Origin of the sequence: Streptomyces nigrescens, assembly GCF_027626975.1 — a bacterium.
Lineage (GTDB): Bacteria > Actinomycetota > Actinomycetes > Streptomycetales > Streptomycetaceae > Streptomyces > Streptomyces nigrescens.
On sequence record NZ_CP114203.1, the window covers coordinates 9,169,241 to 9,194,779 of the forward strand.

Genomic DNA, 25,539 nt, shown 5'->3' on the forward strand with positions numbered 1-25,539 from the left:
ATCTGAGGAGCACCGCCATGACCAGGAACGGCACCTATTCGGCGCCCGGAGGACTGACCGACCTCAGCGACTTCGGCCGTAAGGCATGGGACGTCTTCGTCTCCGACAATGTCGACTACGCCATCAAGGGCCCCGACAGCAGCCAGGTGCTCCACGACAGCCCCCGGCCGCAGTTCTACAACCTCACCAAGACCGAGACGGCGGCCGATGCCCGCACGGCGACCGTGAGCTGGACGGCGTTCCCCCGCATCCTCAAGGTCAACTCGACCTCCGACCTCCAGCGCTGGAAGAAGGCCGAGGCCAGCCGGAAGGCCCAGGACGAGTACTGCGAGTGGAGCGTCACCCGCACGGACGGCAAGGTCACCAGGGTGACGTTCACCTGCGAGGGGCCCGAGTACTGGGACGTCCTCGCGAAGACCAGCCCGGACACCGCCCTCAGCCTCTACCGCCGGTACATCAGCCCGGAGGTGCAGGAGAGCGATCTGTTCGTCAACGGTGAGTACGACCGCTACAACAAGTGGAACAGCACCACCACGCACGGCGCCATGCACCTCATCCAGAAGAACAACACCCTCGCCGCGGAGATCGAACTGGCCGCCGCGGCCACCATCCGCCGGGTCATCGACGGCCGCGAGCTCACCGCCGAGCAGGAGCTCTGCCTGTGCAGCGACTACGGCCAGCCCGAGCGCAACAGTGACCCCCACATCGGTGGCTCGGTGAACGCGCTGGCCCGCCAGAAGGCCTCCATCACCCTCGCCGACCCCGTGGGCCTCTACTTCGACGGCCTCTCCACCGAGGGCTGGGCCACCCCGGACGGCTCCGACCCCCAGAGCTACTGGACCTATGAGCGCGGCGAGGCGGACCACCGGGTCCGGGCCGTCTACGAGGTCCCCGCGAGCATGCCCTTCACCGTCGGTGACATCACCATCCACGGCCGTCCCATCCAATACGGCGCCCAGATCGCCGACTTCGTCACCATCAAGCTCACCGCTGTCGCCTGCCGCTTCGGCCAGAGCACCGCCGAGCCCCGGACGGCGTGCAAGGAGGTCGCCACCACCGAGCTGGCACGCCCGGAGGAGGCGTTCGTGGCCAGCGCCTTCTCGGCCTACGGGTATCTGGGCACCACCCCGGCACGGGCGATGCGCCCCACCCGGAATGCCTGACCGCCCCGGCCACTCCGCCCCGCGCGGCGCCGGGGCAGCTGTCAGCAGTACCGGCGCAGCGAGCCCTTGGTGCCGGCGGGGCGGACATCGCGGTCGCTCAGGGTGAGGGAGAGCTTCTTGCCCCAGGCGCGGCAGGCGGCCGTGAAGTCCTGCTGCGTATATTCGATGATGAAGACCCTGTTGGCGTAGGCCGTGGCGAAGTCGGTGCATTCCTCGTAGCGGGCGCATTCCTCGACGACGGCGAAGTCGAAGCCGATGCGGCCGCGTTGCGGCAGCAGATCGGTGGTGTTCTTCTGGGCGATGGCCAGATGCCGCTGGTGCGCGCGGCGGGCCAGGAGCCGGGCGAAGTCCGCTGCGTGCCGGGCGGTGAGCTTGCCGTCGGAGCGCTCGTAGGAGTCGAGGTTGTCGGGTTCGACGGCGTCATAACCGGCCTTGGCGCAGCCGTCGATCCACGGGCCGACGATCTCCATGAGGGCCGCACGTTTCGCGCCGGTGGAGATGTCGAGCAGCGGCTCGTCCCAGTCCTCGTCGATGACGGGGTCTCCGTGCTCGTCCCGCAGGAGCAGTTCGGGGTGGTCGTCCTCCCAGGAGTCGTCGTCGGGCTGCGCCTGGAAGGCATTCACGTAACAGATGTTGTAGCGGCCGGGAGCCGGTTCGTCCGTGCGGTCGCGGGAGACGGCCCGGACCTTGTCGGGCGGCGGATAGGCGCCGCCGAGCTGATAGTCGAAGACGGCGTTCGCGGCAGGTGGCCGCACCGCGGTGGGAGCAGCGGGGGAGGGCGTGGATGTCCCCGGGCCGGCGGTGTGCGGGGGACGGCCGGCGGAACATGCCGTGCCGAGCGCCATGACCAGGACAAGGGCGCCGACGGCGAGGGAACGTGGAGAGTGCACGAGCGGAGCTTATGCGCGGATGCCGCAAACAGCCCCCGGATACGGCGCCGGCGGCGCGGTCGAGTGCGCCTCGCGGTCCGCGTGTGCCTCCCGGTCCGTGCGGGCCGAGAGGCACTGTGGTCGGCGGCTGTGATCCTGCGGCCCCGTGCCCGAATGCATGAGACCGCGCCCCCGTTCAGCTGCGCGACTGCGCCGTGGTCAGCGCTTGACCACGAACGCCTGGCCCTGCTTCGACTTGGCCGAGCAGGACTTCTTCTCCGCGGTGGTCATCTTGCGGGTCTTGACGGTCACCGCATTGCTCTGTCCGTCCGTCCCGTTGGGCGCGGGCCCGGTGACGGTGTCCGGCACGAACCAGTAGTAGTGGTCCCACTTCGGGCTGTCGTAGTGCGTCTGCCAGGTGCCGGTGACGGTCTGCATCACCTGCGCACGGGAGATCCAGCCCACCTCGCCGGGCTTCACCGTCATGTTCAGCGAGCTGTTCTCGGTGTGCGAGCTCGACCAGGTGTGGCTGTAGGTCGCGGTGACACTCAGGTCGATGATGCCGGCGATGTTTCCGCCGGCCGTGACGGAGACCCCCGCCGAGTCCGTGGAGCCCACGGTGTCGGACCAGCCCATCGACTGGGTGGCGTCCGAAGTACTGCAGTTGTACAGGGAGTTGGAGACCTGGCGGAAGTCTCCGAGGTACGCCTTGCCGAGCTTCGGCTCGTTGAAGGTGCACTTCCCCTCGCCGGAAGCGCAATCGGCTATGAGCTGCTCCCGGGTGGGTTCGTCCGCCGCGGCGGCCGGCACGGCCATCGCCGCGACCAGGCCCAGTGACACCGTGGACAGCGCCATCAGCCGGCTTCCGTGGCGGATCATTTTGCTTCTTGCCATCGTGCTTGTTACCTCTCGCCCAGCTTTGTGGAAGCGACGAGTCCGAGTGTGACCTTCGTCGCTGTTAGGTTTGAGACTGGTGTGAAATCTGATTCAACTACACCAAGAATTAGTAAAGTTGTAGTTGATGGTGAAACGGACTCTTTAAGGGGATTGAAGCGGAGGCAGCATCAGGTCCGTGCGAGGGCCCCGTTGAGGACGGTGCCGACGGCGCGCGAGACGAAGTCCTTGTCGAGGGGCAGCTGTCGGAGGACGACGCGCACCCAGGCGGCCCCGGCCAGCAGATCCACCAGCAGCATGGTGTCGGTGTCCGGCGCGAGTTCGCCGCGGGCGAGGGCACGATCGAAGACCGGCTGCTCCAGCGCGATCCGGTCCGCGAAGAACTCCCGTATGTGCACGGCAAGTTCGGGGCTCTGAGTGGCGGCGCCCAGTACGGAGACGGCGATATCGGAGGAAGGCCGCGTGGTGAGGAGGGTCACCACCGTGCGCAGCAGGGACTCCAGATCTCCGGCGAGGCTGCCGGTGTCGGGAGGTGTGAAGTCGAGCCGGCGCGCGCCGATGAGTGCGGCACCCAGGAGTGCTCCCTTGGACGGCCACCAGCGGTAGATCGTGGTCTTGTTGACGCCGGACCGCTGGGCGACCCCCTCGATGGTCAGCCCCTCGTAGCCCCTCTCCGCCAGTAGATCCAGCGTGGCGTCGAAGATCTCCTGTGCCTTCCGTGGGCCGCCGCTGCGCCGTGTTCCGTGCCGCTCCTCGCTCATGAGGGGAGATTAGCATCAAGAACAACGCAACGTTGCGTTGCGTTTGAGGTAGCGTGCCGGGCATGGAGTCCAAAGAAGCCGGGCTGCCCATCGTCTTCGTGCACGGCATGCGCGTGAGCGGCACGATGTGGCGACCCGTGATGCAAGTCATCGGAGAGCGGCACCCCATGGCGGCGCCCGACCTGCCGGGCCACGGCGAACGGCGAGGAGAACCCTTCGGCATGTCGGACGCCGTGGCGGCGGTCGCCGATGCCGTGGACGAACTCGGCGGCCGTGCCCTGCTCGTCGGGCTGTCCCTGGGCGGCTATGTCGCCCTCGCCACCGCCGGTGCCCACCCGGACCGTGTCCTCGGCCTGGTGGCCATGGGCTGTACGGCATTGCCGCGCGGGCCGTTCGGCGCCGTCTACCGGGGAGCGGCGCGGCTGGCGGCCCGGCATCCCGAGGAGGCCAACCGGCTCAGCGCCTTCGCGTTCCGCCGCGCACTGCCCCGCCCCCAGGCGGACGCCATGGTCGCGGGCGGTCTGATTTCCGAGATCACGCCGAGCGTCGTGGAGGCCGTGCAAGGGACGGATCCACTGGCGTCACTCTCCGTGTACCCGGGCCCGGTCTGGTTGGTGAACGGCGAACGCGACCACTTCCGCCGCCATGAACGCCGCTTCCTCCACGCCTGCCGCGACGGGCGCCTCGTCATCCGGCCGAGGTGCGGACACCTCACCGGCCTCACCGGTGCAACGGACGTCGCTCGGCAGGTGCTCGATGCGGCCGCGGTCATCACGGCCCGGACACACGAGGCCACGCGCCAGGGGGGTGTGTGATGACCGGCCGGGAGTGGAGCGTGGAGGAATCCCTGGAAATACCGGCCCCGCCGCAGACCGTCTATGCGGCCCTCGCCGACGTCCGGCGGATGAAGGAGTGGAGCCCGGAAGTCGTCTGGGTGTGGCCCCGCGGCGACCGTTTCGTGGGCATCAACCGGAAGGCCTGCTGGGTCTGGTTCGCCACCTGCCGGATCGTCACCGCCGACCCCGGCCGCGAATTCGCCTTCGACAACACCACCTTCGGCCTGCCCGTGGCGCGCTGGGGCTATCGGCTGACCCCGACGGAGCAGGGCACCTTGGTCACCGAGTACTGGACCGACCGCCGTCGCCGCGGGTGGCGCCGCCGGCTCGCCGAGCTGCTGGGGCTGGTCTTCACCGGCACCCCGGCCGCCCGCCGCGCCGCACTCAATCGCGCCGGTATGCGCACGACCCTCCGCCGGCTGAGTGCCGCCTGCCGGACGGCCGCTTGAATCGCGTCGGCCTCCCCGGCGCGTGGAGGGGGAGGCCCCGGCCCGCGCGCCGGTAGCCGTCAAGGGGTAGGCCATATGGCTATAAATCACCCCACCCCATGCGTCCGTTTCCCCACCGGAAGAGGCGTTCCAGCGGCAAAGCGCAAGGTCTGCCCCCTCTTCCGGTTTTGGTGCACGACGGGGTACTTCTGATGGCAGCGCGCACCGACCGGACACCCACGCGGACCAGGAAGGACGGACCTGTCATGAGCGACGACCTGTCACCCGAGGCGGAACCGGAGGAGAGGGCCGGTGAGGGCTGGTACGTCGATACGCGCTGCACCAACTGTGATGTGGCCCGGCAGCTGGCCCCCGACATGATCCGCGAACAGGACGGGCGGGCGGAAGTGTTCCGGCAGCCGCAAACCGAGGCGGAGCAACGGCAGTTGTACGCGGCCGCCTTCGCCTGCCACACCCGCTCCATCCGCCACCCCGCGCACCACCTCACCCCCGACGTGGACCCCTTCCCCCTCGCCCTGGACGACACGGTTCATCACTGCGGCCACAACTCCCGCCACACGGCGGGGGCGAACGCCTACCTGCTGCGCCGGCCCACGGGAAGCACGATGATGATCGACACGCCCCGATGGAGCGCCGAACTGGCCGACCGCTACGAGGGGTTGGGCCCCGTTACCGACGTCCTGCTCACCCACCGGGACCATGCCGCGCACGGCCGCCGCTACGCCGACCGGTTCGGGGCCCGGCTGTGGATCCACGAGGGTGACCTCGACGCCGCTCCGGACGCGGACCACCTCATCCGGGGCACCGACCCGGTCGAGATCGGTGCGGGGGTGACCGCGTATCCGCTGCCCGGCCATACACGTGGCAGCGTGCTCTACCTCGCCGATGGGATGTACTGCTTCAGCGGCGACAGCTTCTACTGGTCGCGCACCACCGCCGATCTGGAGGTGGCCGCCAGTGTCACCTGGTACTCGATCACGGAACTGGCCGCTTCCCTGGCCCGGACGGCTCCTCGGCTGCGCTTCGAGTGGGTGCTGCCCGGCCACGGCGACCGCAAGCGGCTCCCGGCCGAGGAGATGACCCGCCGCCTCGCGCACCTGACGGCCCGCACACGCACCCTTCAGCCGCAGCCCATCGACTTCACCGCTGTGCGCTGGTGAAGAGGGCGGCCGGAGCAGGGCCGGGGGAGGCCGCCTGCCCCGGTGTGTTCGGGCCGCCCACGCTCCCGCACCAGGACCGGCGGCCCGCCCGTACGGCGCCCTCGCTCACCGGGCCCGGGTGGCCACCACCAGCCGGCACCGAGGGCTGCCGTCGGGGCGGCGGCCGAGCTCCGGGAGAGCCTGCAGCTGCACCTCGAAACCGGCCTGGATCAGCTCCGCGCGCACCTCGGCGAGCCGGAACGTGCGGTAGTACATGACGAAGTCCGGGCGCCACAGCGCGTTGCGCACCCGCATCACCGCGTCGAAGGCCAGCAGCGTCCAGTAGCCGGCCGACCCCGGCCGGGGCGGAGCCCCGATCGGGAAGACGAACCGGCCTCCGGGGCGCAGCACGGAGTGGACCTGCGCGAACAGCCCCGGCCGTTCCCGGGGCAGGAAGTGCCCGAACGCGCCGAAGCTCACCGCGAGGTCGAAGACCGGCCCGAAGGGGAGGGCCCGTGCGTCCGCGCGTACCCACTCGACGCGCGGTGCGGCCGCGCTCACCCGTTCACGTGTCCGGCCCACGGAGAGCATCCCCGCGCTGATGTCGACACCGGTGACCCGCTCCCGGCAGACCTGCCGCAGGACATCCATGCCCGCGCCGGTTCCGCAGCACAGATCGAGACCGCTGCCGAACGGCCCGAGCCCGTGCAGCGCCCGTGACACCGGCGTCAGCACCCGGTCCGGGGTCCGGAAGGGAGTGTGGTCGAACTTCGGGGCGAGCAGGTCGTAGCCCCGCTCGACGGAGGACAGCGCCTGGACGGCGAGTTCACGGAAGGTGGGTCCCTGGGGTGCGAACATCGCCCTCAGCATAGATCCGGTCCGTACTTCACCGCATCGGCCCCGGCGGGTGGTGGTACCGTGCTGGAGAGACGCACTCGTGCTCGCCGATATTCCGGCGCCGGTGCCTCTTTCTCCGCTTCTCTCCGTAGCGGATTGCTTTCCCTCGCTGTTGCGCCCGCTGATTCCCGGCCGGCGATCCAGCACAGCTCTTCGGCACCCGCACTCCAGCGATGCCGCAGCTTTCTCTCTCCGGCCGCGGGCCTTTCGCCCGCGGGGCGTGATCTCACTGCCCTTCCCTGCCGGCTCCCTCCCATCGGCCCTGTTCCCATGTCCCGAGAGGACCCCCGTGACCAGTAGCACTCACCTCAGCACCCCCACCACCGCCGCTTCCCGCACCGTCGCACCGCCTGCTGCCGCGTCCTCGACATCACCCGTCGTCACGGCTGCCGGGGTCCTGGAGACGGTGAACGGACGGCAGGAATCCGGATTTCTCCGCGTGGAGGGCTGCCGTGCCTCGTCCCGCGACGTCCGGGTGCCCGCCGCCCTGATCCGTGCGGCCGGCCTGCGCACCGGCGATTTCGTCGTAGGGGTCTGCGACCGGCCGCGGTCGCTCGCCCGGATCGAAACGGTCAACGGGCACCGGCCGGGCGCCGTGCGCGGCCGGCCGCACTTCCGGGACCTCACACCGCTGCACCCTCGGCACCGCATACGCCTGGAAAGCGCCGCAGGCGGACCGGCCCCGCGCATCGTCGACCTGCTGGCGCCGGTCGGCAAGGGACAGCGCGGGCTGATCGTGGCACCGCCGAAGACGGGGAAGACCGTGCTGCTGCAGCAACTCGCGGCCGCCGTCGCCGAGAACCACCCCGAATGCCGGCTGATGGTCGTGCTGATCGACGAACGGCCGGAAGAAGTCACCGAGATGCGCCGTTCGGTGCGCGGCGAGGTGCTCGCCTCCACCTTCGACCGTCCGGCCAAGGAACACATCGCCCTCGCCGAACTGGCCGTGGAGCGCGCCAAACGACTCGTCGAGCACGGGCAGGACGTCGTCATCCTCCTCGACTCCCTCACCCGGCTGTGCCGGGCGCACAACAACGCCGCTGCGTCCGGCGGCCGTACGCTGAGCGGAGGCGTCGACGCCGCCGCGCTGCACGGCCCCAAGCGGCTCTTCGGCGCGGCGCGGCTCGCCGAGGAGGGCGGTTCGCTCACCCTTCTCGCCACCGCCCTGGTGGAGACCGGCTCCCGTGCCGACGACTACTTCTTCGAGGAGTTGAAGAGCACCGGAAACATGGAACTCCGTCTCGACCGGGTACTCGCGGGCAAGCGGGTCTATCCGGCGGTCAATGCCGCCGCCTCCGGCACGCGCCGGGAGGAACTGCTGCTCCCGCCGGCCGAGTTGGCGGCAACACGTCGACTGCGCCGCGCCCTCCAGACCGGGGACGGTCAGGCGAACATGCAGTCCCTGCTGGAGAAGGTCCGGCGTACACCCGACAACGCGACGCTCCTGCGGCAGCTGCAGCAGACCGCCCCGGGCGCATGACCGGCTCACCTTCCTCTCGCTCCGACCCAGATGAAGTGGCCCCCGGATGTCTCTCCGAGGGCCACTTCGGCCGGCACCGGCCGGGAGGGCTGCACGTCCTGAACGGCCGGGCGCCGGCCGGGCGTCAGTCGGTCAGCAGGGGTCGCCGAGGGCGGGGTTGAACAGTCCGATGACGCTGACGGTGTTGCCGCAGAGATTGACCGGAATCTGGACGGGGATCTGGATGTTGTTGCCGGACACCACGCCGGGCGAGTCGAGAGCCGCGCCCCCGGCGCCGCTGTCGGCACCGGCGATTCCCGCCCCGCCGAGAACGAGGGCGCAGGCGCCCGCAGTTACCAGAGCACTCTTGATCCGGTGAGCCATCGGTCAGTCTCCTAACTGGTGGAGGAACTGCGGCTCATGGCGTTGCGGTCCTGTTGACCGCGGTGCGCCACGGCTGTGAGCCGCCCGTACGAGGCTGTCGTTCCCCACCGGCTCCCGCTCCAGAGACACCGGGCACGAAGAGCAGACTTTTAGGTGATATGGCCGCTCGTGTTGACGCCCTGGCGGCGCTCGGCCGGACCGCCGCTGCGTCAGTTCTGCTCCGCGGGCAGCAGATGGACTCCGGTCCGGTCGGTGCTCAGGCACAGGGAGCAGACCATCGCGCCATGGCTGTGGCAGGCGGCGAGATCCGGGCGCTCGAAGTCCTGTCGGCACACATGGCACGGGAACGTGGCCGAGCTGGGGTTGCCGTCCTGGTCCAGCAGCGGAGCGTCGATCCCGTCGGAGGTGCGCCGCAAGTAGAACCTGCCCTTGGTCAGGACCGCCATCAGCGGGGTGACGACGAAGGCGATCACCGCCGCCGCGACGGGGGAGTACGGCTGGAGCGTGTCACCCAAGGCGTGGAAGTACAGGGCGATCGACAGTCCGGACGCGGCGAGGAAGGCCACCACTCCCACCGGATTGACCGCGTAGAGCATGCCGCGGCGGAACTCGGGGGCGTGCGGGGAGAGTTTCAGCAGGTACTTGTTGACCATGATGTCGGTGGCGACGGTGACGATCCAGGCGATGGCGCAGTTGGAATAGAACCCGAGGATGTTGTTGAGGAAGCTGAACATGTCCGCTTCCATCAGGATCAGCGCGAAGGCCAGATTGGCGAGGACGAACACCATCCGGCCGGGGTAGCGCTTGGTGACCCGGGTGAACGAGTTCGTCCAGGCCAGCGAACCGGAGTAGGCGTTGGTGACGTTGATCTTGATCTGGCTGATCACGACCAGCACCACGGCCAGCGGGATGACCAGCCAGGACGGCATCATGGCAGCGAAGGCGCCGGTGAACTGCTGGATGGGTTCGGTGGCCGAGGCCGGTCCCACCTCGGCGAGGATGTAGACGGCCAGGAAGACCCCGATGGCCTGCTTGAGCGCGCCGAGCACCACCCACCCGGGGCCGGCCATCACGACGGCCGTCCACCAGGCGCGCTTGTTCTGCTCGGTCTTGGGCGGCATGAAGCGGAGATAGTCGACCTGTTCACCGATCTGCGCGATCAGCGACAGACATACGCCCGCACCCAGCAGCACCGAGGCCGGATTGACGCCACCGCCGCCCTGCGCGCCCGTATACGAGAGGAAGGCGTGCACCGTACCGGGGTCGGTGGCGACCAGGTAGACCAGCGGCCCCACCATCAGCAGCAGCCAGATCGGTGTCGTCCAGACCTGGAGCTTGCTGAGTGCCTTCATCCCGTAGATGACCAGCGGGATCACCATGAGCGTCGAGATCACATAGCCCAGCCACAGGGGCAGTCCGAAGCCCAGCTTCAGGCCCTGGGCCATGATCGAGCCTTCGAGGGCGAAGAAGATGAAGGTGAAGCTGGCGAAGATGACGCTCGTCAGCACCGAGCCGTAGTAGCCGAAGCCGGAGCCCCTGGTGATCAGATCCAGGTCGATGTTGTAGCGCGCCCCGTAGTACGCGAGCGGGAAGCCGGTGACGAAGATGACCACTGCGGCCACGAGGATCGCGGCCAGCGCGTTCCCGGTGCCATGGGTGAGCCCGATGCCCGCACCGATCGAGAAGTCGGCCATGTACGCGATACCGCCGAGCGCCGTGGTCGCCACGACCATCGGTGTCCACCGGCGGTAACTGCGCGGGGCGAACCGGAGGGTGTAGTCCTCCAGGGTCTCGTTGACCGCTCTGTCGGTGGACGCCTCGCCGGGAGCCTCGGCGGGCGACTCGGCGGGCGCCTCGGTGTGCGAGGGCTGCCGGTTGTTGTCGGGGGCCATCACGCGTGGTTCGGCACTCATACCGGACCTCCTGGGGGTGCAAGGGGGGAAGGGGGCGTCATACCTCGCACTCGCGCCGACAGGCGCAGTGAGGCCGCGGACGGCGCATCTGGTGCTGTGTCCATGGCGGGGACGTTAGGCAGCACGTGTTTCCCGCAGCGTCTTCCCAGATGAACCGGACGTTTCCGCCGCTGCTCCCGTCGTGAAGCGGGTAAGGATGGAGATCCGGCGGCAGCGTCGGCCTGGCATCGAGGTGGGGCTGCGGGGCACCGGCACCGCGCCCCGTTTCCGCGCTGCGGGACGGCCGTTGCCGCCGCACCGTCGTGGTCGGCGGACAGGCTCGCCCGGACAGTGGCCGGGTGTTACTGCCCGTCACCTCCCCACTCCCTCACCGCACTCAGCCCGCAGGAGCCACCATGACAGCGGACCGCCACGGACATCTGATGAGTGACACCGGCGCCGAGGCCCTCGGCCCTTACGAACAGGCCCTGGACGACCTGCTGTTCTTCCGGCCCCGGGTCGCGGAGAGCACACAGTCGGTACTGGCCGCCGCGCCGCGCTCGGTGATGGGGCAGACGCTGGCCGCCTATCTGGGCGTACTGGGGACCGAGGAGAAGGACGCAGTCGCGGCACGCGACAGCTTTGCCCGCTTCCGCTCCGGACTGGACACGGCAGGGCTGACACCTCGGGAGCGGATGCATCTCGCGGCCGCCACGGCATGGCTGGACGGCGACGTGCACGGCGCCGGCCGGATCCTCGGCGACCTCACCATCGCCTATCCGCGCGATGTGCTGGCCCTCTTCGCAGGGCACCAGCACGACTTCCTCACCGGGGACGCCGCGCGCCTCCGCGACCGCGTCGGCGGCGCCCTGGACGCCTGGGACGAGGACGACCCCCACCAGGGGCCGCTGCTCGGCATGTACGCGTTCGGCCTGGAGGAGTCGGGCCATTACGAACGTGCCGAGGAGGTCGGCCTGGCGGCCCTCGCGCGGCATCCGGGCGATGTGTGGGGAATCCACAGCGTGGTGCACACCTACGAGATGCGGGGGCGCTTCACGGACGGGATCCGCTTTCTCGACGCCCGTACCGACGACTGGTCACAGGGCAGCCTGCTCACGGTCCACAACTGGTGGCACTACGCCCTCTACACACTGGAGGCCGGCGACACCGCCCGGGTACTGGAGATCTATGACTCCGCGCTCCACCACGACGGTTCGGCGGCTGTGGCAATGCAACTGCTCGACGCCGCGGCCCTGTTGTGGCGGCTGTACCTGGCACAGGACGAACAGAGCGCACGGTGGGCCCGGCTCGCCGACGCCTGGGAGAACCGCGACGACGGCCCGCACTACGCCTTCAACGACGCGCACGCGGTCATGGCGTATGTGGGGTCGGGGCGCGTCGCCCAGGCGCAGCGCCTCGTCCACGACCGGGAACGCTGGGTGGCGGCGGAGCCCCGCGGGTCGAACCGCGCCATGACGGCCGAGATCGGACTGCCCGTCTGCCGCGCCCTGATCGCCTACGGACAGCACGACTACGGCCGGGCCACCGATCTGCTGCTGCCCGTCCGCCACCGGCTGCACCAGTTCGGCGGCAGCCACGCCCAACGGGACGCCATCCAGCGGACCCTCGTCGAGGCGGCCCTCCGTGCCGGCCGCACCGAGCTGGCCCGGACCCTGCTCAGCGAACGTATCCAACTGCGCCCCATCTGCCCGTACAACTGGTCGGCCAAGGCCCGGCTGGAGGAGCAACTCGGCGACCCGGTAGGCGCCGCGGCCGCCCGCGAACGCGCCGCCGCACAGCGCCGGTCCGGGTGACGCCGGCGGCCGGACCCGGGCGTACCGCGCCGGTCCGGCCGACGCCCACGCGCGGTAGTGAGGGAGGAGGCCGGGAGAGGCATGTACACGCTCCGGCGTACGCACTCCCGGCGGCGCAGAGGCGTGTCCCTTCACCCGATTGACTGTTAAGTCGGTTATGGATACTTCTCGTTCACGCAGACGCGCAGCCGTCGGCGCCGTCACCGCACTGCTGCTCCTCGCCCTCACGGCGGTGGCGGGCCCCACGGCCGCCGCCGAAAGCCACTCGCCGCCCGCGGCGGACCCCGCGGCGATCCGCGACTGGAACGTCATCGCCACCGACACCATCAGCGCCAACCTCGGCCCCACACGGCCCTCCGGACAGGTGGTCATCTGGCACGGATTCGTCTCGGCCGCCGTCTACAACGCCGTGGTCGGCATCCAGCGCACCTACGCCCCCTACAAGTGGCGGGCGCGCGGCCCCTCCACCGCCTCACCCGAGGCGGCGGCGGTCACCGCCGCACACCGTGTGCTGCTCACCTACTTCCCCGCCTCCCAGGCGCCGCTCGATGCCGCGTACGCCGATTCGCTCGCGAAGATCCCCGACGGCAGGGCGAAGCGGCAGGGCGTGGCCTTCGGGGAGCGTGCCGCCGACCACCTCATCGAACTGCGCGAAGACGACGGCCGGTTCGCACCGGTGGAGTTCACCGCCGCGCCCGCCCCCGGTGTCTGGCGGCCCACCCCGCCGGCCCATCTGCCCTTCATCGACCCCTGGCTCGCCACCCTCCGCCCCCTGCTGCTCACCTCCCCGGCCCAGTTCCGTCCCGGCCCGCCGCCCGCGCTGTCCTCGGCCCGCTACGCCCAGGACGTGAACGAGGTGAAGGTGATGGGGGCGAAGACCGGTTCGGCCCGCACCGCGCAGCAGACCGAGACCGCCCTGTTCTTCGGGGGCAATCTGGCGGTGCAGTTCCAGTCGGCGTTCCGGGACCACACCGCCCGGCACCACCTGGACATCGCCGATACGGCACGGATCTTCGCCGCGGGGAACGCCTCGGCAACCGACGCCGTCGTCACCGCATGGGACGCCAAACTCCACTACGGATTCTGGCGGCCGATCACCGCCGTCCAGCTGGCCGACACCGATGGCAACCCCGCGACCGACGCCGACCCGCAGTGGCAGCCGCTGCTCGTCACACCACCGCACCCCGACTACCTCAGCGGTCACACCACGGTCGCCGGCGCCGTGATCCGGACCCTGACCGGGATTCTCGGCACCACTCATATCGACCTCAACGTTCCCTCCGAGATCACCGGCACCACACGCCACTATGCGGAGGCCGGCCAGTTCAACGAGGACATGATCAACGCCCGCGTCTGGGCCGGAATCCACTTCCGGACGGCGGACGTCGTCGGATGCCGGGCCGGCACCCGTATCGGCGTCTGGGCGCTCACCCACTACTTCTCACCGCTGCGCCCGGCAGGCCGGCATGCCATGCCGCCGGCCCAGCAGTTGTGCCCGCCCGGCAGCGCGAGCTGACCGGGCCGCTATCGCTCGCCGATCGCCGATCACCGAAGGCAGGACCGCGGCCGGCCGGTGCATGCCCGGCCGGTCGCCCGGCCGGCCGGCGAGCGAGGCGAGAGGTCCCTACGGCGTTCAGTGACGGCCGGCGGGAACTCCCTTGTCGTCGACGGCCGGTGCGGTGGCAGGTGCGGTGAACTCCGGGTCGGGTTCGAGGAAGCGGATCGCGACCGCGGTGGCGAGATGCAGCAGCGCGAAGATCCAGGCGATGCCCTGTACCCCGACCGGTCCCAGGGCGACGGCGACGATGGCCGGTCCGGCGAAGGTGCTCGCTCCGGCTCCCAGATTGAGTGCGGACATGGCCTGTCCCTTGTGGCGAGGCGCCAGCGCGGGGATCAGAGCCGAGATCGGTACGTAGCCGGCCAGGGCGATGCCGTAGAGGGCGGCGGCGACCGCGGAGGCGGCGAAGTGCGGACCGGCCACGACCGGGACGTAGTACAGCGCCAGACAGGTCACCGCGCAGGCCACGGCGCCGAACCAGGTCATGGTGCGCTGCCATCCGAGCCGGTCGCCCACGGCGCCGAAGAACAGGTTGGCGAAGATGTTCGCGGCGAACATCACGCTGAGCAGCCGCAGCCAGGCCGAGGTGCTGAAGCCGACCGTCTCGGTGAAGAAGAACGGCAGACAGACCAGGAAGCCGAACTGTGAACCGGTGCTGACGACGCGCACCGCGGCGCCGATGGCCACGCGCGGGCGGCGCCGCATGATCGAGACGCTGCCCGCCAGCGTCGTCAGCGGATTCCCGCCGAGCGGGGCGAGCCCGGACCGGCCGGTGGGCTCGCGCACCAGCAGCAGGGCGAGCAGACCGCCGAGCGCCACCAGGCCGAGCGCGAGCCACAAGGTCTCGTAGGAGCCGACCAGCGGGATCGTGGCGCTGGCCACCAGGGAGCCGAGGGTCGGCAGGCCGCCGGTGAAGGCGAACCAGTACCACCCGACCGCCGTTCCCAGCCGCTGCGGTGGGGTCGCGGCGGTGACCCACACCAGGAACCCGTAGGCGAACGGGGTAGCCGAATCCGCGCAGTCCGTAAACGAGCAGCAGCAGCGGATAGTTCATGGACGGCAGCGCCACCGTCAGCAGGACCACCTGGAAGACGAGCCAGATGGCGAAGCCCGCGGTCATCACCCGCCGTGGTCCCCACAGGTCCGACAGGGCTCCCGAGAGCCAGGCGCCGACGGCGACGGTGATGCCGTAGACGGCGATGACCACCGCCGCATCGGCCTTGGCCAGGCCTTGGTCGGCCAGGTACTTCGAGAAGAAGCCGGTCTCCACCCCGTCACCCGTCATGAACAGCAGGACCCCGGCGAAACCCCAGGTCAGGGCGGGGGGAATGCCCAGGCGGGCGGAGAGGGAGCGACGGGGGCCGACGTCCGGGGTCCGTGGCGGTCGACGGCGAGCGGAGCTGCTCATGGGCCCTCCAAGGGGGCGGATCTTGACGAGGGGGTGGGCACGGGGAGCGGCTCACCGGTCGCGGAGACGGTGAGCCGGCGTAAGTCTTCTCGCATTTTGTGCGAAGTCAAGACTGCTCTGATAAAAAAAGAGGCGGTACCGTGCTGAAGCCAAGGGGCGACGCGGCAGCCCGCCGGTCCGGAACCGGAGCGCGCGACGCCCTCTCCACATCCCCACCCCCCGAGGGAGCCGTGAGCCCGTCATGACCGCCACATCCGGGATTCCCGCCACCATGCGCGCCGCTGTCCTGCACGGACCCGGGAAGCTGAGCCTTGAGGAACGTCCCGTCCCCGATCCCGGCCCGGGGGAGGTCCTGGTCCGCGTCGAGGCGGTCGGGACCTGCGGCTCGGATGTGCACTACTACCGGCACGGACGCATCGGCGACTTCGTCGTACGGGAGCCGCTCGTCCTCGGGCACGAGGCAGCCGGCACGGTCGTGGCCTGCGGCCCGGGCACCGACACCCGCCGGATCGGCCGGCGCGTCTCCATCGAGCCCGGCACCCCGTGCGGAAGCTGCGGTGAATGCCGCCCGGGCCGCTACAACCTGTGCCCGGACATGAGCTTCCTCGCCACCCCGCCGGTGGACGGCGCCTTCTGCGAATATCTGGCCGTGCACCAGGACTTCGCCCACGAGGTCCCCGACTCCCTGACCCTTGAGGAGGCCGCACTACTGGAGCCGCTGTCCGTGGCCGTCTGGGCCTGCCGCAAGGCCCATGTCGCCCCCGGCGACCGCGTCCTGATCACCGGCGCGGGGCCCATCGGCCTGGTCGCCGCCCAGACGGCACGGGCCTTCGGCGCACGCGAGGTCATGGTCACCGACGTCCTCCCGCACCGCCTCGCACTCGCCCGTGCCACCGGCGTCACCGCCCTGGACGTCTCGGCCACCCCGCTGAGCGAAGTCGGGTACACCCCCACCGTCCTCCTGGAGTGCTCCGGCGTCGCCGCGGTGAGCGGCGAGGCCATCCGTACGGTGGGCCGGGCCGGCCGGGTGGTCCTCGTCGGCATGGGCGGCGACGAGATCCCGCTCCCACTGAGCCGGGTTCAGAACTACGAACTGGAACTGACCGGCACCTTCCGCTACGCCCACACCTGGCCCACCGCAACGGCGCTGGTGGCGTCGGGTGCGGTCCGGCTCGACTCCCTGGTCTCGCACGGTTACGGTCTTGCCGAGGCCGAGAGCGCACTGACCGTCGCCACCCACGACGCGACCGCCGTGAAGGCCGTCATCTACCCGCAGCGGTAGGCGCTGCCGCTGTCCGAACGGAAAGGGGCGGCCCCGATGGCTTCCACACGGTCGTCGCTGGCCGAGGTCGACCGGCGACGGCAGGACGTACTGACCCATGTCGTCGAGCACGGCGAAGTCCGCATCGACGATCTGGCCAGACACTTCGGGGTCAGCCTCGCGACCATGCACCGCGACCTGGACCAGCTCGCCGAACGCCGGCTGCTGCGCAAGGAACGCGGCCGGGCCGCGCCCTTCCCGAGCCTCACCATGGAGACCGCCACCCGCTTCCGCATCGGCGTGAACCACCCGGTGAAGGAGGCGCTGTGCGCCGCCGTCGCCGACGAGATCCGGCCCGGCAGCACCGTCGTGCTGGACGACTCGACCACGGTCTTCCCGCTCGCGGACCGGATCGCCCGGACCGAAGCGGTCACCGTGGTCACCAACTCCCTCGGTGTGGCCCGGCTGTTCGACGAGACGCCGGATACCGACGTCACACTCCTGGGCGGTCGCTACCGCGGCGAGTTCGGCTCCTGCGTCGGCCCCGACGTACTGCGCGGTCTCGGCCGGATCCGCGCCGACCTCGCGGTGATGTCGGCGGTGTCCGTGCTCGGCGGCCGCCTCTTCCACCCGATCCGCGAGTACGCCGAGATCAAGGAGGCCATGCTGGAGTGCGCGCAGCGGTCACTGCTGCTGGTGGACCACAGCAAGTTCGGCAAGACCGCCACCCACGCCTACGGCGACATCGGCCACTACGACCGGGTCGTCACCGACCGCGGTACACCGGCCGAGGAACTGACCGCACTGCGCCGCAAGGGCGTGACCGTCGACGTGGCCGAGGTCTGACGGCACCTCCACGGCTGACGGCACTTCGAGGGCTGACGGCTCTTCCGCATCCGACGGCATCCCCGCGGCCGACGGCACATCCGTGGCCGCAACGCGGCCCGGCCGGAGGGCGCCCGGTGCCCGTCACTCCGTTTTCACGACAACTTGGCCCCTTCGTCGGCCAAAAGCCGACCGGCGCACAACTCCGTCGCCTCCGCGCCCGTCCTACCGCACGCATCTGTACACAGGTTCTTCTCTGGAGGTAAGTCATGCGACGGTTGGGGACAGCGGCCGCGGCGTTCGTGCTGGCGGGCGTCGGGGTGGCGGGCACGGCCGGGGTGGCCGGCGCCGCGACCGGCCCGGAGGGTAAAGCCGCCCCGGCCACGACCTGTTCGACCGCCTGGGGCAGTGGCACCAAGTCGGCCACGGACGCGTACGGCGGGCCGCTGAAGAACATCAGGACCGGCCGGAACGCCTGCTACGACCGCATGGTCTTCGACATCAGCGGGGCGAACGGCAAGGTCGGCTACCACGTCGGGTATGTCGACGCGTTCCACCAGGACGGCTCGGGCGAGAAGATACCGGTCAACGGCGGCGCCATCCTGCAGGTCTATGTGTCCGCGCCCAGCCACGACCCGGCGACCGGCAAGCAGACCTACGCCGGGACGGCCGGCAAGCCGCTGCCGGGGGTGAACCTCGCCGGATACCGCACGTTCAAGGACACCAAGTTCGGGGCGAGCTTCGAGGGTCAGACCCAGGTCGGTCTGGGCGTACGCGCCAAGCTGCCGTTCCGGGTGCAGCAGTCCGGTCACGAGCTGATCGTGGACGTCGCACACACCTGGTGATCCGGTGCACGATCCAGGGCCGCCCGGTGTCGCTCCGCTGAAAGGCATGAGCTGACACCGGGCGGCTGTCGTGTGGAGTTCCTGCCGGACAAAAGGAAATACCCCGGAACGAGTTGACGTCCGGGGTATTTCTCTGGGTATATTGAGGGCTTCTGTGTCTTGAGGAATTCAAAGGCAGAAGCTCACCTATATACCGAACTTTATCCGAGCGGAGCTGAATTGTCAAACAAGGAATGGCAACACGAGCAGGAATTCATCGATCTGCTCCATGACCGCCTCACCGAACTGCGGGACCTGGCCGAGACGGCGGTGCACGCCGCCGCCCTGCCGCCCGAGGGCAACCACGCCCAGATGCGGCTGGAGCGCAATGTGCTGGTGGCCGAACAGTCCGGCCTGCTGGCCGCCTTCAACGCCGGGGAAAACGGTCTGTGTTTCGGTCGGCTGGCATTCCGCGACGGCCGCGATCACCACATCGGCCGGATCGGTATCCGGCGCGACGATGCGGACCGTACCCCGCTCGTCATCGACTGGCGGGCCGAGGTCGCCCGCCCGTTTTACCTCGCCACCGGGCACACCCCGATGGGATTGCGCCGCAGGCGGCACATCACGACCGACGGCAGACGGGTCACCGCCCTGCACGACGAGATCATGGACCTCGCCGACGCCCTACGGACCGGACACGAGGGCACCGACGCGGACGCCGTATTGCTGGCCGCACTGGACGCGGCGCGCACCGGACGGATGCACGACATCGTGCAGACCATCCAGGCCGAGCAGGACGGCATCATCCGCGCCCCGCACCACGGCATCCTCGTCGTGGAGGGCGGCCCCGGCACCGGAAAGACCGTCGTCGCACTGCACCGCGCCGCCTTTCTGCTCTATGCGCACCGGGAACAGCTGGCCCGCCGTGCCGTGCTGATCGTCGGGCCGAACCCGGCGTTCCTCAGCTATATCGCGGAGGTGTTGCCCTCGCTCGGCGAGACGGGTGTGCTGCTCGCCTCGCCCGGCGAACTCTTTCCGGGCGTGACCGCGACCGGGACCGACACCCCCGAAGCCGCCGAGGTCAAGGGCGGTGCGGCGATGGCCGACGCGCTCGCGTCCTTCGTCCGGGACCGGCAGGCCCTGCCCGACCCCGTGATCGTGATCGACCACGAGGACGGCGAACTGCGGCTGGACGCGGACATGGCGCGGGAGGCGCGGAGCCGGGCACGGGAGACCAGGCTGCCGCACAACCTCGCCCGCCCCCACTTCGCCTTCCGCGTCATCGACGCGCTCACCGCGCAACTGGTCGACCGGATCGGCGCGGACCCCTTCGGCGGTCCGAATTTCCTCGGCCCGGACGACATCGCCCAGCTGGGCAAGGAGATCGCCACCAGCGCCGAAGTGCACCACGCCATCGAGGAGTTGTGGCCCGAGCTCACCCCTGAACAGCTGGTCGCCGACTTCCTTGCCGATCCCGTCCACCTCCCGGACGCCGAGGCGGACGCGATCCGGCGGGCGGACGGCGACTGGACCCCCGCGGACGTTCCGCTGCTGGACGAGGCGGCCGAACTCCTCGGCGAGGACACCTCGGCGGCCCGCGCCGCCGCCGAGGCGGAGCGCCAGGAACGGATCGACTACGCCCAGGGCGTGCTCGACCTCTCCTACGGCTCCCGCACCCAGGAGTTCGAGGAACGCGACGACGAGGAGTCGGAGGTGCTGGCCGCGCACGACCTGGTGGACGCGGAACTGCTCGCCGACCGGCACGAGGAGGCCGACCACCGCAGCGCCGCCGAACGCGCCGCGGCCGACCGGACCTGGGCGTTCGGCCACATCATCGTGGACGAGGCACAAGAGCTGTCCGCCATGATGTGGCGGTTGCTGATGCGCCGTTGCCCCACCCGTTCGATGACGTTGGTCGGCGACCCGGCGCAGACCGCCGAGCCCGGCAGCTGCGGCTCATGGGAGGCGATCCTCGCGCCGTACGTGGACGACCGCTGGGAACTCGTCAGGCTCGGCGTCAACTACCGTACGCCGACCGAGATCATGGAGGTCGCGGCGCAGGTACCCCGGTCCGCGGATCCGTCCTTCACACCGCCGCGTTCGATCCGCTCGACCGGTGTACGCCCCTGGGCGCACCGTACGGACGACCTCGCGCGCGTGGTCGCCGAGGCGGTCGCACAGGAGAGCCACCAGGACGGCCGGCTCGCGGTGATCGCCCCGTCCGCCCATCACGAGGCCCTGGCCGCCGCTCTCCCGGACGTCTCCGCCGGAACCGCACCGGATCTGACCGGTGCGGTGGTGCTGCTCGGCCCGCGGCAGGCCAAGGGCCTGGAATTCGACTCCGTGATCGTGGTGGAACCGGCGGAGCTCGGTGCGAGCGATCTGTACGTCGCGCTCACCCGGGCGACACAACGGCTGGGCGTGATCCACACCGGGCCACTGCCGGCCGGACTGGAGATGGAGCCGAGGCCGGACGCCGCCCCCGCGAGCCGGTGACCGCACCGCGCCGGGCGCCGCATCGTCCTGTGCGGCGCCCCGGCTCCGCGCCCATGGCGGCGCCCCGGCTCCGCGCCCATGCAGCCGCAGCGCGGGCGGGGGAGCGGACCCCTTCCCACCGGCCCGGACCGGCTCCGGCGCCCCGCCGCTTCCCTGACGGCGCGGACCGGCCGGCTTCACTCTCGTTCGGCGGCCCGCCATGCTCCGGCGGAGATCCGGTACAGCACACTCCGGCGCAGCGGGCCATCGGACACGTCGGGATCGTCGAAGTCGTCGGCGGGGTCGCGTGTCATGCCGAGGCGGCGCATCACCGCCTGTGAGGGGAGGTTGGTGGCCATCGTCACCGCAAGGATCTCCGGCAGGCCGAGAGTGGTGAAGCCGAAGGACAGGGCGGCCTCGCCGGCCTCGGTGGCGTAGCCGTTCCCCCAGGCCGAACGGGCCAGCCGCCAGCCGGCCTCCACTCCGGTGAACGGCATGTGCTCATCCACCGGGTCCAGACCGGTGAACCCGATGAACTCCCCGGTGGCGCGCACTTCGAGCGCCCACCATCCCCAGCCGCGGTGAGTGAGATCGGCCTGGAAACCGGCGACGGATGCCGCGCTCTGCTCAGGTGTGAGCACCTCCGGGAAGTGCGCCCGGACCTCGGGATCGGCATTCATCGCGGTCCAGGGGCCGAGGTCGGACTCCCGCCATTCGCGGAGCAGCAGGCGCTCGGTGCGCAGTTCGGACATCGCGCCAACCTAGCCCGCGCAACGCCCGGAGGACGACCGAATAACGCGGCGCCCTCGGGACGGCCACGGCCGGGACGGAGCCGCCGGCTCGTCGTGCCCCCTCCGCGGAGGAACGGAGCAGCGCGCGACACGATGCTGACGTGTGCCGCGCGCTGCCCTCCCCTCCCCGGGGAGGCCCGGTCCCCCCGAACCACCGGGCCGGCTATTTGACCGAACCGGCCATGATGCCCTGAACGAAGTGCCGTTGGAACGCGAAGAACACGATCAGCGGCACGATCAAGGACAGAAACGCGCCGGGCGCCAGTACCCCGATGTTGCTGCCGAACTGCCTCATCTGTGACTGGAGGGCCACCGTCAGAGGCTGCGACTGGTTGTCGGCGAAGAGAAGGGCGACCAGCATGTCGTTCCAGACCCAGAGGAACTGGAAGATGGCCAGGCTGGCGATGGCGGGGCGGCCGAGCGGCAGCACCAGCTGGGAGAAGATCCGCCACTCCCCGCCGCCGTCCATCCGGGCCGCCTCCAGCATCTCCTTGGGGATCTCAGCGAAGTAATTGCGCAGCAGGAAGATGGCGAACGGCAGCCCGTAGGCGGTGTGGAAGAGCACCACACCGGGAATCGAGCCGAACAGCCCCAGCGCACCGAACAACTTGGCCACCGGCAGCAGACCGATCTGGACCGGCACCACCAGCATGGCGACCACGACCAGGAAGACCCAGTCCCGGCCCGGGAAGTCCATCCAGGCGAAGGCGTATCCGGCCAGGGCGGCGATCACCACGACGGCCAGGGTGGTGGGCACCGAGATCAGCACCGTGTTCCAGAAGGCCTGGACGATGCCGGAATCCTTCAGCAGCGCCGTGTAGTTGTCGAGCGACAGCTGTCCGGGCGTGGTGAGCGCGGTCCACCAGCCGCTGCTCGCGTTCGCCTCCTCCGTACGCATCGAGGAGAGGAAGAGCCCGGCGGCAGGGGTGAGCCAGACCAGACCGACGAGGAGCAGGAACACCTGGATCACGCCGCGGCTGAGCCACTTCGCCGGCCCTGTACCGGCCCGCCGGCGGGACGCGGGGGTTCCGTTGACGGTGGTCATGACTGGCTCCTGCGGAAACGTCGGATGTTGAGGGCCATGGCCGGCACCACCAGGAGGAGCAGCAGGACACCCAGGGCGCTGCCGAGTCCCTGGTTGTTGCCGCCGCCGAAGGAGACCAGCCACATCTGCAGGGCCAGGACATTGGCGTCCTGCTGCACGGGTCCGGGGGCGATGATGTAGACGAGGTCGAAGACCTTCATCACATTGATCACCATCGTCACGAACACCACACCCAGGACCGGGCCGAGCAGGGGAACGGTGATCCTGCGGAAGACCTGCCACTCGTTGGCGCCGTCCATCCGGGCGGCCTCCAGGACATCCCGCGGCATCGAGGAGAGTCCGGCGCCGATGAGGACGAGCGCGAAGCCGGTCCAGATCCACATGTAGGCGCCGATGATGGCGGGGGTGATGAGGGCCGGACCGAGCCAGGAGACGCCCTCGTACGGCGGAGCGAAGTCCTTGGCGGGGAGCTGGACGGCGTAGGAACCCGGGGCCAGGCCGGCCAGGCGGTAGGAGCCGTCCGGTGCGGTGGTGGCCGTGGCGGCCACCTTCCCGCGGGAGTCGACCGCCTCGACCGAGAGCTTGGGCAGCCCGCGTTCGCCGCGGTCCACCGTGCCGGGCTTGCCGCCACCGCCGGGGGTGAAGTCGAGGTAGACCACACCGCGCAGTTCACCGTCAGCGGCAGGGGACTTGGCGGCCGGTGCGGCGGGCCGCGCCTGCGACGGCATGTCCTTGGGCGGGACGCCGACCAGACCGAGGTTGACGGTGTTCCCGGGGCCGGTGCGCCGCGCCGTGCGGTAGGAACCGTCTTTGCCCTTGGTCAGCTGCTTGTCGCCGAGGCGCGCCTTGGCGGTCGGGAAGGAGGTGGACTTCCCCTGGACGCTGTCGTGGATGCCGACGGTGACCGCGTTGAGCACACCGCGCTGCGGATCCTGCTCGTAGGCGAGACGGAAGATGATGCCGGCGGCGAGGAAGGAGATCGCCATGGGCATGAACATCAGCAGCTTGAACGCCGTCTTCCAGCGGATCTTCTCCGTCAGGACGGCGAGGACCAGGCCGAGTCCGGTCAGCAGCGCGGGGGCGAAGACGACCCAGATCGCACTGTTGCGGATGGCCCGGAGCGTGGCGGGGTCCTGGAACATCGCGGTGTAGTTGTCGGCGCCGACGAAGGTGTCCCCCGAGGCGTCGTACAGGCTGCGGATGACCGAGAACACGATGGGGTACGCGACGAGGGCGCCCAGCAGCAACAGCGCGGGGAACAGGAACACCGCGGCGATCCGCCGGCGGCGCCGGACCGCGCGCCGCACGGGGGCGCTCGCCTTGCCGGGTGAGCCGCCCGGGGGGAGGGGCGCGGTGCCGCGCGACGTGGCGGGCGGCACCGCGGGAGTGGTGACAGGCATGGGATCGGGCCCTTGGTCCTTACTTTCCGTACGCCTTGGCCGCGGCGGCCTCGAGCTTGCGGGCCGTGGCCTCCGGGTCCGAGGGGTCGCGCAGGAAGTCCTGCAGCAGCTTCCATTCGCCGGCGCCCTGGGTGCCGCCGAAGGCCGCGGGGGCCTGGTCGGACATGTCGAAGCGCACGGAGTTCCCGGCCTCGGTCAGCGACTGGGCGGCCTTGCGGGTGACCTCGTCGTGGTAAGCGTCCGCGGGCACCTTCTTGTTGGGCGAGATATAGCCGCCGGCCTTGGCCCACACCCCGGACGCCTCGGGCGTGGCCAGGTACTTCACCAGCTCCATCGCGGCCTTCTTGTGCTTCCCGGCCTTGAGCACCACGGCGGCGTCACCGCCGCTGACCACCGGTGCCTTGCCCTCGTCGACCGCGGGGAAGGGGAAGAACTTGGCGTCCTTGCCGACCTGCTTGTGGAGCTCATCGGTGACCAGGGCACTGACGAAGTCCCCCTCGTAGACCATGGCCGCCCCCGGGTCCGGGCCGAAGACCTGCTGGACGGACTCGGGGAAGTCGGTGCGCAGCGCGCCCGAACCGCCCCCGGCCACCAGGTTCTTGTCGCTGAAGAGCTTGCCCAGAGCGGTGAGCGCCTTGACCACGCTGGGGTCGGTCCACGGGATCTTGTGGGCGGCGAGCTTGTCGTACTTCTCCTGCCCGGCCTGGGAGAGGTAGATGTTCTCGAACCAGTCGGTGAGCGGCCAGCCGGCCTCGCCCGCGACGGAGAACGCCGGCACCCCCGAGTCGGAGAGCGTACGGCCCGACTTCAGCAGCTCCTGGTAGGTCTTCGCGGGCTTGACGCCGGCCTGCGCGAAGGCCTCCGGGCTGTACCAGACCGTCGACTTGTGCGAGGCCTTGAAGTACAGGCCGTAGTAGGTCTTGTCGACCGTGCCGTAGTCCTTCCACACCTGCGCGAAGTTCTTCTTGGCCTCGGCGCCGATCTCCGCCGAGAGGGGCGCCAGCCAGCCCTTCTTGGCGAACTGCTGGAGCACACCGACCTGCGGCACCATCACCACATCGGGGGCGTTGCCGCCCTCGACCTGGCTGCCGATCACCGTCGAGACGTTGTCACCGGTGGAGGAGAAGGTGACCTTGGCGCCGGTCTTCTCGGAGAACGCGTCCAGGACCTTCTTGAAGTTCTGCTGTTCCACACCGGTCCAGACACCGGCCACGGTGACGCTCTCACCGCTCAGTTCCTGCTTGCCGCCCCCGGCGGAGACTCCGCCGCCGCAGGCGGTGGCGGAGAGCGCCAGGCCGAGCACGGCCGCACCGGACAGGGCGGCTCGGGTGTGTCGTACAGAGGGTCGTCTCATCATTGGGATTCCCTTCGGGAGGAACTGCGGAGGAGTGC

The 25,539-nt window shown here is 70.1% G+C and carries 22 protein-coding genes and 1 pseudogene; 11 read left to right on the forward strand and 12 right to left on the reverse strand.

Features of this window, described 5'->3' with window-relative positions; genetic code table 11:
* Positions 1-17 precede the first annotated feature (17 nt).
* A complete protein-coding gene (locus tag STRNI_RS39610; RefSeq protein WP_159491815.1) occupies positions 18-1,163 on the forward strand; it encodes a hypothetical protein in 1,146 nt (381 codons plus the stop codon).
* 41 nt (positions 1,164-1,204) lie between these two features.
* On the opposite strand, the gene STRNI_RS39615 is transcribed toward STRNI_RS39610, so the two are convergent.
* The 3 genes from STRNI_RS39615 to STRNI_RS39625 all read right to left on the reverse strand — a co-directional run bounded on the left by STRNI_RS39615 (position 1,205) and on the right by STRNI_RS39625 (position 3,687).
* Positions 1,205-2,053, reverse strand: coding sequence for an endo alpha-1,4 polygalactosaminidase (locus STRNI_RS39615; RefSeq protein ID WP_277413036.1), 849 nt, complete (start codon positions 2,051-2,053; stop codon positions 1,205-1,207).
* Between the two features lie 198 nt (positions 2,054-2,251).
* Positions 2,252-2,911 (reverse strand): hypothetical protein, encoded by a 660-nt coding sequence (locus tag STRNI_RS39620; RefSeq protein WP_277413037.1) that lies wholly within the window; start codon positions 2,909-2,911, stop codon positions 2,252-2,254.
* 185 nt (positions 2,912-3,096) lie between these two features.
* Positions 3,097-3,687 (reverse strand): TetR/AcrR family transcriptional regulator, encoded by a 591-nt coding sequence (locus STRNI_RS39625; RefSeq protein ID WP_159491817.1) that lies wholly within the window; start codon positions 3,685-3,687, stop codon positions 3,097-3,099.
* Positions 3,688-3,749: 62 nt separating this feature from the next.
* Here STRNI_RS39625 and STRNI_RS39630 point away from each other — a divergent pair, with 62 nt between their 5' ends.
* From STRNI_RS39630 to STRNI_RS39640, 3 genes are all read left to right on the forward strand, one after another.
* Positions 3,750-4,502 carry an alpha/beta fold hydrolase gene (locus STRNI_RS39630; RefSeq protein ID WP_277413038.1) on the forward strand — a complete coding sequence of 251 codons (753 nt, stop codon included), beginning with the start codon at positions 3,750-3,752 and terminating at the stop codon, positions 4,500-4,502.
* Positions 4,502-4,972: an SRPBCC family protein gene (locus tag STRNI_RS39635; RefSeq protein WP_159491821.1), complete on the forward strand. Its 471-nt coding sequence runs from the start codon at positions 4,502-4,504 to the stop codon at positions 4,970-4,972. The genes STRNI_RS39630 and STRNI_RS39635 overlap by 1 nt, the downstream gene beginning before the upstream one ends.
* A 245-nt stretch (positions 4,973-5,217) precedes the next feature.
* Complete coding sequence (locus STRNI_RS39640) at positions 5,218-6,132, forward strand: MBL fold metallo-hydrolase (protein WP_277413039.1); 915 nt, start codon at positions 5,218-5,220, stop codon at positions 6,130-6,132.
* Positions 6,133-6,237: 105 nt separating this feature from the next.
* Here STRNI_RS39640 and STRNI_RS39645 read toward each other — a convergent pair whose 3' ends face one another.
* On the reverse strand, positions 6,238-6,969 hold the full coding sequence (locus tag STRNI_RS39645) for a class I SAM-dependent methyltransferase (protein ID WP_277413040.1): 732 nt from the start codon (positions 6,967-6,969) through the stop codon (positions 6,238-6,240).
* Positions 6,970-7,297: 328 nt separating this feature from the next.
* On the opposite strand from STRNI_RS39645, the gene rho reads away from it, so the two are divergent.
* On the forward strand, positions 7,298-8,488 hold the full coding sequence (gene rho, locus STRNI_RS39650; protein WP_159491827.1) for a transcription termination factor Rho: 1,191 nt from the start codon (positions 7,298-7,300) through the stop codon (positions 8,486-8,488).
* 132 nt (positions 8,489-8,620) lie between these two features.
* On the opposite strand, the gene STRNI_RS39655 is transcribed toward rho, so the two are convergent.
* Positions 8,621-8,851 carry a chaplin gene (locus STRNI_RS39655; protein WP_109886667.1) on the reverse strand — a complete coding sequence of 77 codons (231 nt, stop codon included), beginning with the start codon at positions 8,849-8,851 and terminating at the stop codon, positions 8,621-8,623.
* 209 nt (positions 8,852-9,060) lie between these two features.
* Positions 9,061-10,764 carry a purine-cytosine permease family protein gene (locus STRNI_RS39660; RefSeq protein WP_266437557.1) on the reverse strand — a complete coding sequence of 568 codons (1,704 nt, stop codon included), beginning with the start codon at positions 10,762-10,764 and terminating at the stop codon, positions 9,061-9,063.
* Positions 10,765-11,159: 395 nt separating this feature from the next.
* Here STRNI_RS39660 and STRNI_RS39665 point away from each other — a divergent pair, with 395 nt between their 5' ends.
* Both STRNI_RS39665 and STRNI_RS39670 read left to right on the forward strand, forming a co-directional pair.
* Positions 11,160-12,557 (forward strand): tetratricopeptide repeat protein, encoded by a 1,398-nt coding sequence (locus STRNI_RS39665; protein ID WP_266437560.1) that lies wholly within the window; start codon positions 11,160-11,162, stop codon positions 12,555-12,557.
* 157 nt (positions 12,558-12,714) lie between these two features.
* Entirely contained in the window at positions 12,715-14,073 is a 1,359-nt protein-coding gene (locus STRNI_RS39670; protein ID WP_277413041.1) for a vanadium-dependent haloperoxidase, read from the forward strand.
* Positions 14,074-14,190: 117 nt separating this feature from the next.
* Here the strand turns inward: STRNI_RS39670 and STRNI_RS39675 are convergent, their stop codons facing one another.
* Both STRNI_RS39675 and STRNI_RS41430 read right to left on the reverse strand, forming a co-directional pair.
* Positions 14,191-15,096: an MFS transporter gene (locus tag STRNI_RS39675; protein ID WP_277413042.1), complete on the reverse strand. Its 906-nt coding sequence runs from the start codon at positions 15,094-15,096 to the stop codon at positions 14,191-14,193.
* Between the two features lie 82 nt (positions 15,097-15,178).
* Positions 15,179-15,523, reverse strand: a pseudogene (locus STRNI_RS41430) (MFS transporter); the annotation flags it as partial.
* A 241-nt stretch (positions 15,524-15,764) separates the two neighbouring features.
* On the opposite strand from STRNI_RS41430, the gene STRNI_RS39680 reads away from it, so the two are divergent.
* From STRNI_RS39680 to STRNI_RS39695, 4 genes are all read left to right on the forward strand, one after another.
* On the forward strand, positions 15,765-16,805 hold the full coding sequence (locus STRNI_RS39680) for an NAD(P)-dependent alcohol dehydrogenase (protein WP_277413043.1): 1,041 nt from the start codon (positions 15,765-15,767) through the stop codon (positions 16,803-16,805).
* A 36-nt stretch (positions 16,806-16,841) separates the two neighbouring features.
* Positions 16,842-17,630 carry a DeoR/GlpR family DNA-binding transcription regulator gene (locus STRNI_RS39685; RefSeq protein WP_262039370.1) on the forward strand — a complete coding sequence of 263 codons (789 nt, stop codon included), beginning with the start codon at positions 16,842-16,844 and terminating at the stop codon, positions 17,628-17,630.
* Between the two features lie 248 nt (positions 17,631-17,878).
* Positions 17,879-18,454, forward strand: coding sequence for an AMIN-like domain-containing (lipo)protein (locus STRNI_RS39690; protein ID WP_148588021.1), 576 nt, complete (start codon positions 17,879-17,881; stop codon positions 18,452-18,454).
* A gap of 219 nt (positions 18,455-18,673) precedes the next feature.
* Positions 18,674-20,932 carry a HelD family protein gene (locus tag STRNI_RS39695; protein ID WP_277413044.1) on the forward strand — a complete coding sequence of 753 codons (2,259 nt, stop codon included), beginning with the start codon at positions 18,674-18,676 and terminating at the stop codon, positions 20,930-20,932.
* Positions 20,933-21,108: 176 nt separating this feature from the next.
* On the opposite strand, the gene STRNI_RS39700 is transcribed toward STRNI_RS39695, so the two are convergent.
* The 4 genes from STRNI_RS39700 to STRNI_RS39715 all read right to left on the reverse strand — a co-directional run bounded on the left by STRNI_RS39700 (position 21,109) and on the right by STRNI_RS39715 (position 25,501).
* Positions 21,109-21,663: a GNAT family N-acetyltransferase gene (locus STRNI_RS39700; RefSeq protein ID WP_277413045.1), complete on the reverse strand. Its 555-nt coding sequence runs from the start codon at positions 21,661-21,663 to the stop codon at positions 21,109-21,111.
* Between the two features lie 202 nt (positions 21,664-21,865).
* Positions 21,866-22,747: a carbohydrate ABC transporter permease gene (locus tag STRNI_RS39705; protein ID WP_237538027.1), complete on the reverse strand. Its 882-nt coding sequence runs from the start codon at positions 22,745-22,747 to the stop codon at positions 21,866-21,868.
* Positions 22,744-24,147, reverse strand: a complete 1,404-nt coding sequence (locus STRNI_RS39710) for an ABC transporter permease (protein ID WP_148588023.1) — start codon at positions 24,145-24,147, stop codon at positions 22,744-22,746. The genes STRNI_RS39705 and STRNI_RS39710 overlap by 4 nt, the downstream gene beginning before the upstream one ends.
* Before the next feature lie 19 nt (positions 24,148-24,166).
* Positions 24,167-25,501 carry an ABC transporter substrate-binding protein gene (locus STRNI_RS39715; protein ID WP_277413046.1) on the reverse strand — a complete coding sequence of 445 codons (1,335 nt, stop codon included), beginning with the start codon at positions 25,499-25,501 and terminating at the stop codon, positions 24,167-24,169.
* Positions 25,502-25,539: the final 38 nt, after the last annotated feature.

What these genes read in the sequence shown, in the direction of transcription:
- STRNI_RS39680 (WP_277413043.1), top strand. Translation starts at nt 15,765, where the DNA reads ATGACCGCCACATCCGGGATTCCCGCCACCATGCGCGCCGCTGTCCTG.
- STRNI_RS39670 (WP_277413041.1), top strand. Translation starts at nt 12,715, where the DNA reads ATGGATACTTCTCGTTCACGCAGACGCGCAGCCGTCGGCGCCGTCACC.
- STRNI_RS39665 (WP_266437560.1), top strand. Translation starts at nt 11,160, where the DNA reads ATGACAGCGGACCGCCACGGACATCTGATGAGTGACACCGGCGCCGAG.
- STRNI_RS39645 (WP_277413040.1), bottom strand. Translation starts at nt 6,969, where the DNA reads ATGTTCGCACCCCAGGGACCCACCTTCCGTGAACTCGCCGTCCAGGCG.
- STRNI_RS39690 (WP_148588021.1), top strand. Translation starts at nt 17,879, where the DNA reads ATGCGACGGTTGGGGACAGCGGCCGCGGCGTTCGTGCTGGCGGGCGTC.
- STRNI_RS39630 (WP_277413038.1), top strand. Translation starts at nt 3,750, where the DNA reads ATGGAGTCCAAAGAAGCCGGGCTGCCCATCGTCTTCGTGCACGGCATG.
- STRNI_RS39625 (WP_159491817.1), bottom strand. Translation starts at nt 3,687, where the DNA reads ATGAGCGAGGAGCGGCACGGAACACGGCGCAGCGGCGGCCCACGGAAG.
- STRNI_RS39610 (WP_159491815.1), top strand. Translation starts at nt 18, where the DNA reads ATGACCAGGAACGGCACCTATTCGGCGCCCGGAGGACTGACCGACCTC.
- STRNI_RS39705 (WP_237538027.1), bottom strand. Translation starts at nt 22,747, where the DNA reads ATGACCACCGTCAACGGAACCCCCGCGTCCCGCCGGCGGGCCGGTACA.
- STRNI_RS39635 (WP_159491821.1), top strand. Translation starts at nt 4,502, where the DNA reads ATGACCGGCCGGGAGTGGAGCGTGGAGGAATCCCTGGAAATACCGGCC.
- STRNI_RS39620 (WP_277413037.1), bottom strand. Translation starts at nt 2,911, where the DNA reads ATGATCCGCCACGGAAGCCGGCTGATGGCGCTGTCCACGGTGTCACTG.
- STRNI_RS39710 (WP_148588023.1), bottom strand. Translation starts at nt 24,147, where the DNA reads ATGCCTGTCACCACTCCCGCGGTGCCGCCCGCCACGTCGCGCGGCACC.
- STRNI_RS39655 (WP_109886667.1), bottom strand. Translation starts at nt 8,851, where the DNA reads ATGGCTCACCGGATCAAGAGTGCTCTGGTAACTGCGGGCGCCTGCGCC.
- STRNI_RS39715 (WP_277413046.1), bottom strand. Translation starts at nt 25,501, where the DNA reads ATGAGACGACCCTCTGTACGACACACCCGAGCCGCCCTGTCCGGTGCG.
- STRNI_RS39640 (WP_277413039.1), top strand. Translation starts at nt 5,218, where the DNA reads ATGAGCGACGACCTGTCACCCGAGGCGGAACCGGAGGAGAGGGCCGGT.
- STRNI_RS39700 (WP_277413045.1), bottom strand. Translation starts at nt 21,663, where the DNA reads ATGTCCGAACTGCGCACCGAGCGCCTGCTGCTCCGCGAATGGCGGGAG.
- STRNI_RS39685 (WP_262039370.1), top strand. Translation starts at nt 16,842, where the DNA reads ATGGCTTCCACACGGTCGTCGCTGGCCGAGGTCGACCGGCGACGGCAG.
- STRNI_RS39660 (WP_266437557.1), bottom strand. Translation starts at nt 10,764, where the DNA reads ATGAGTGCCGAACCACGCGTGATGGCCCCCGACAACAACCGGCAGCCC.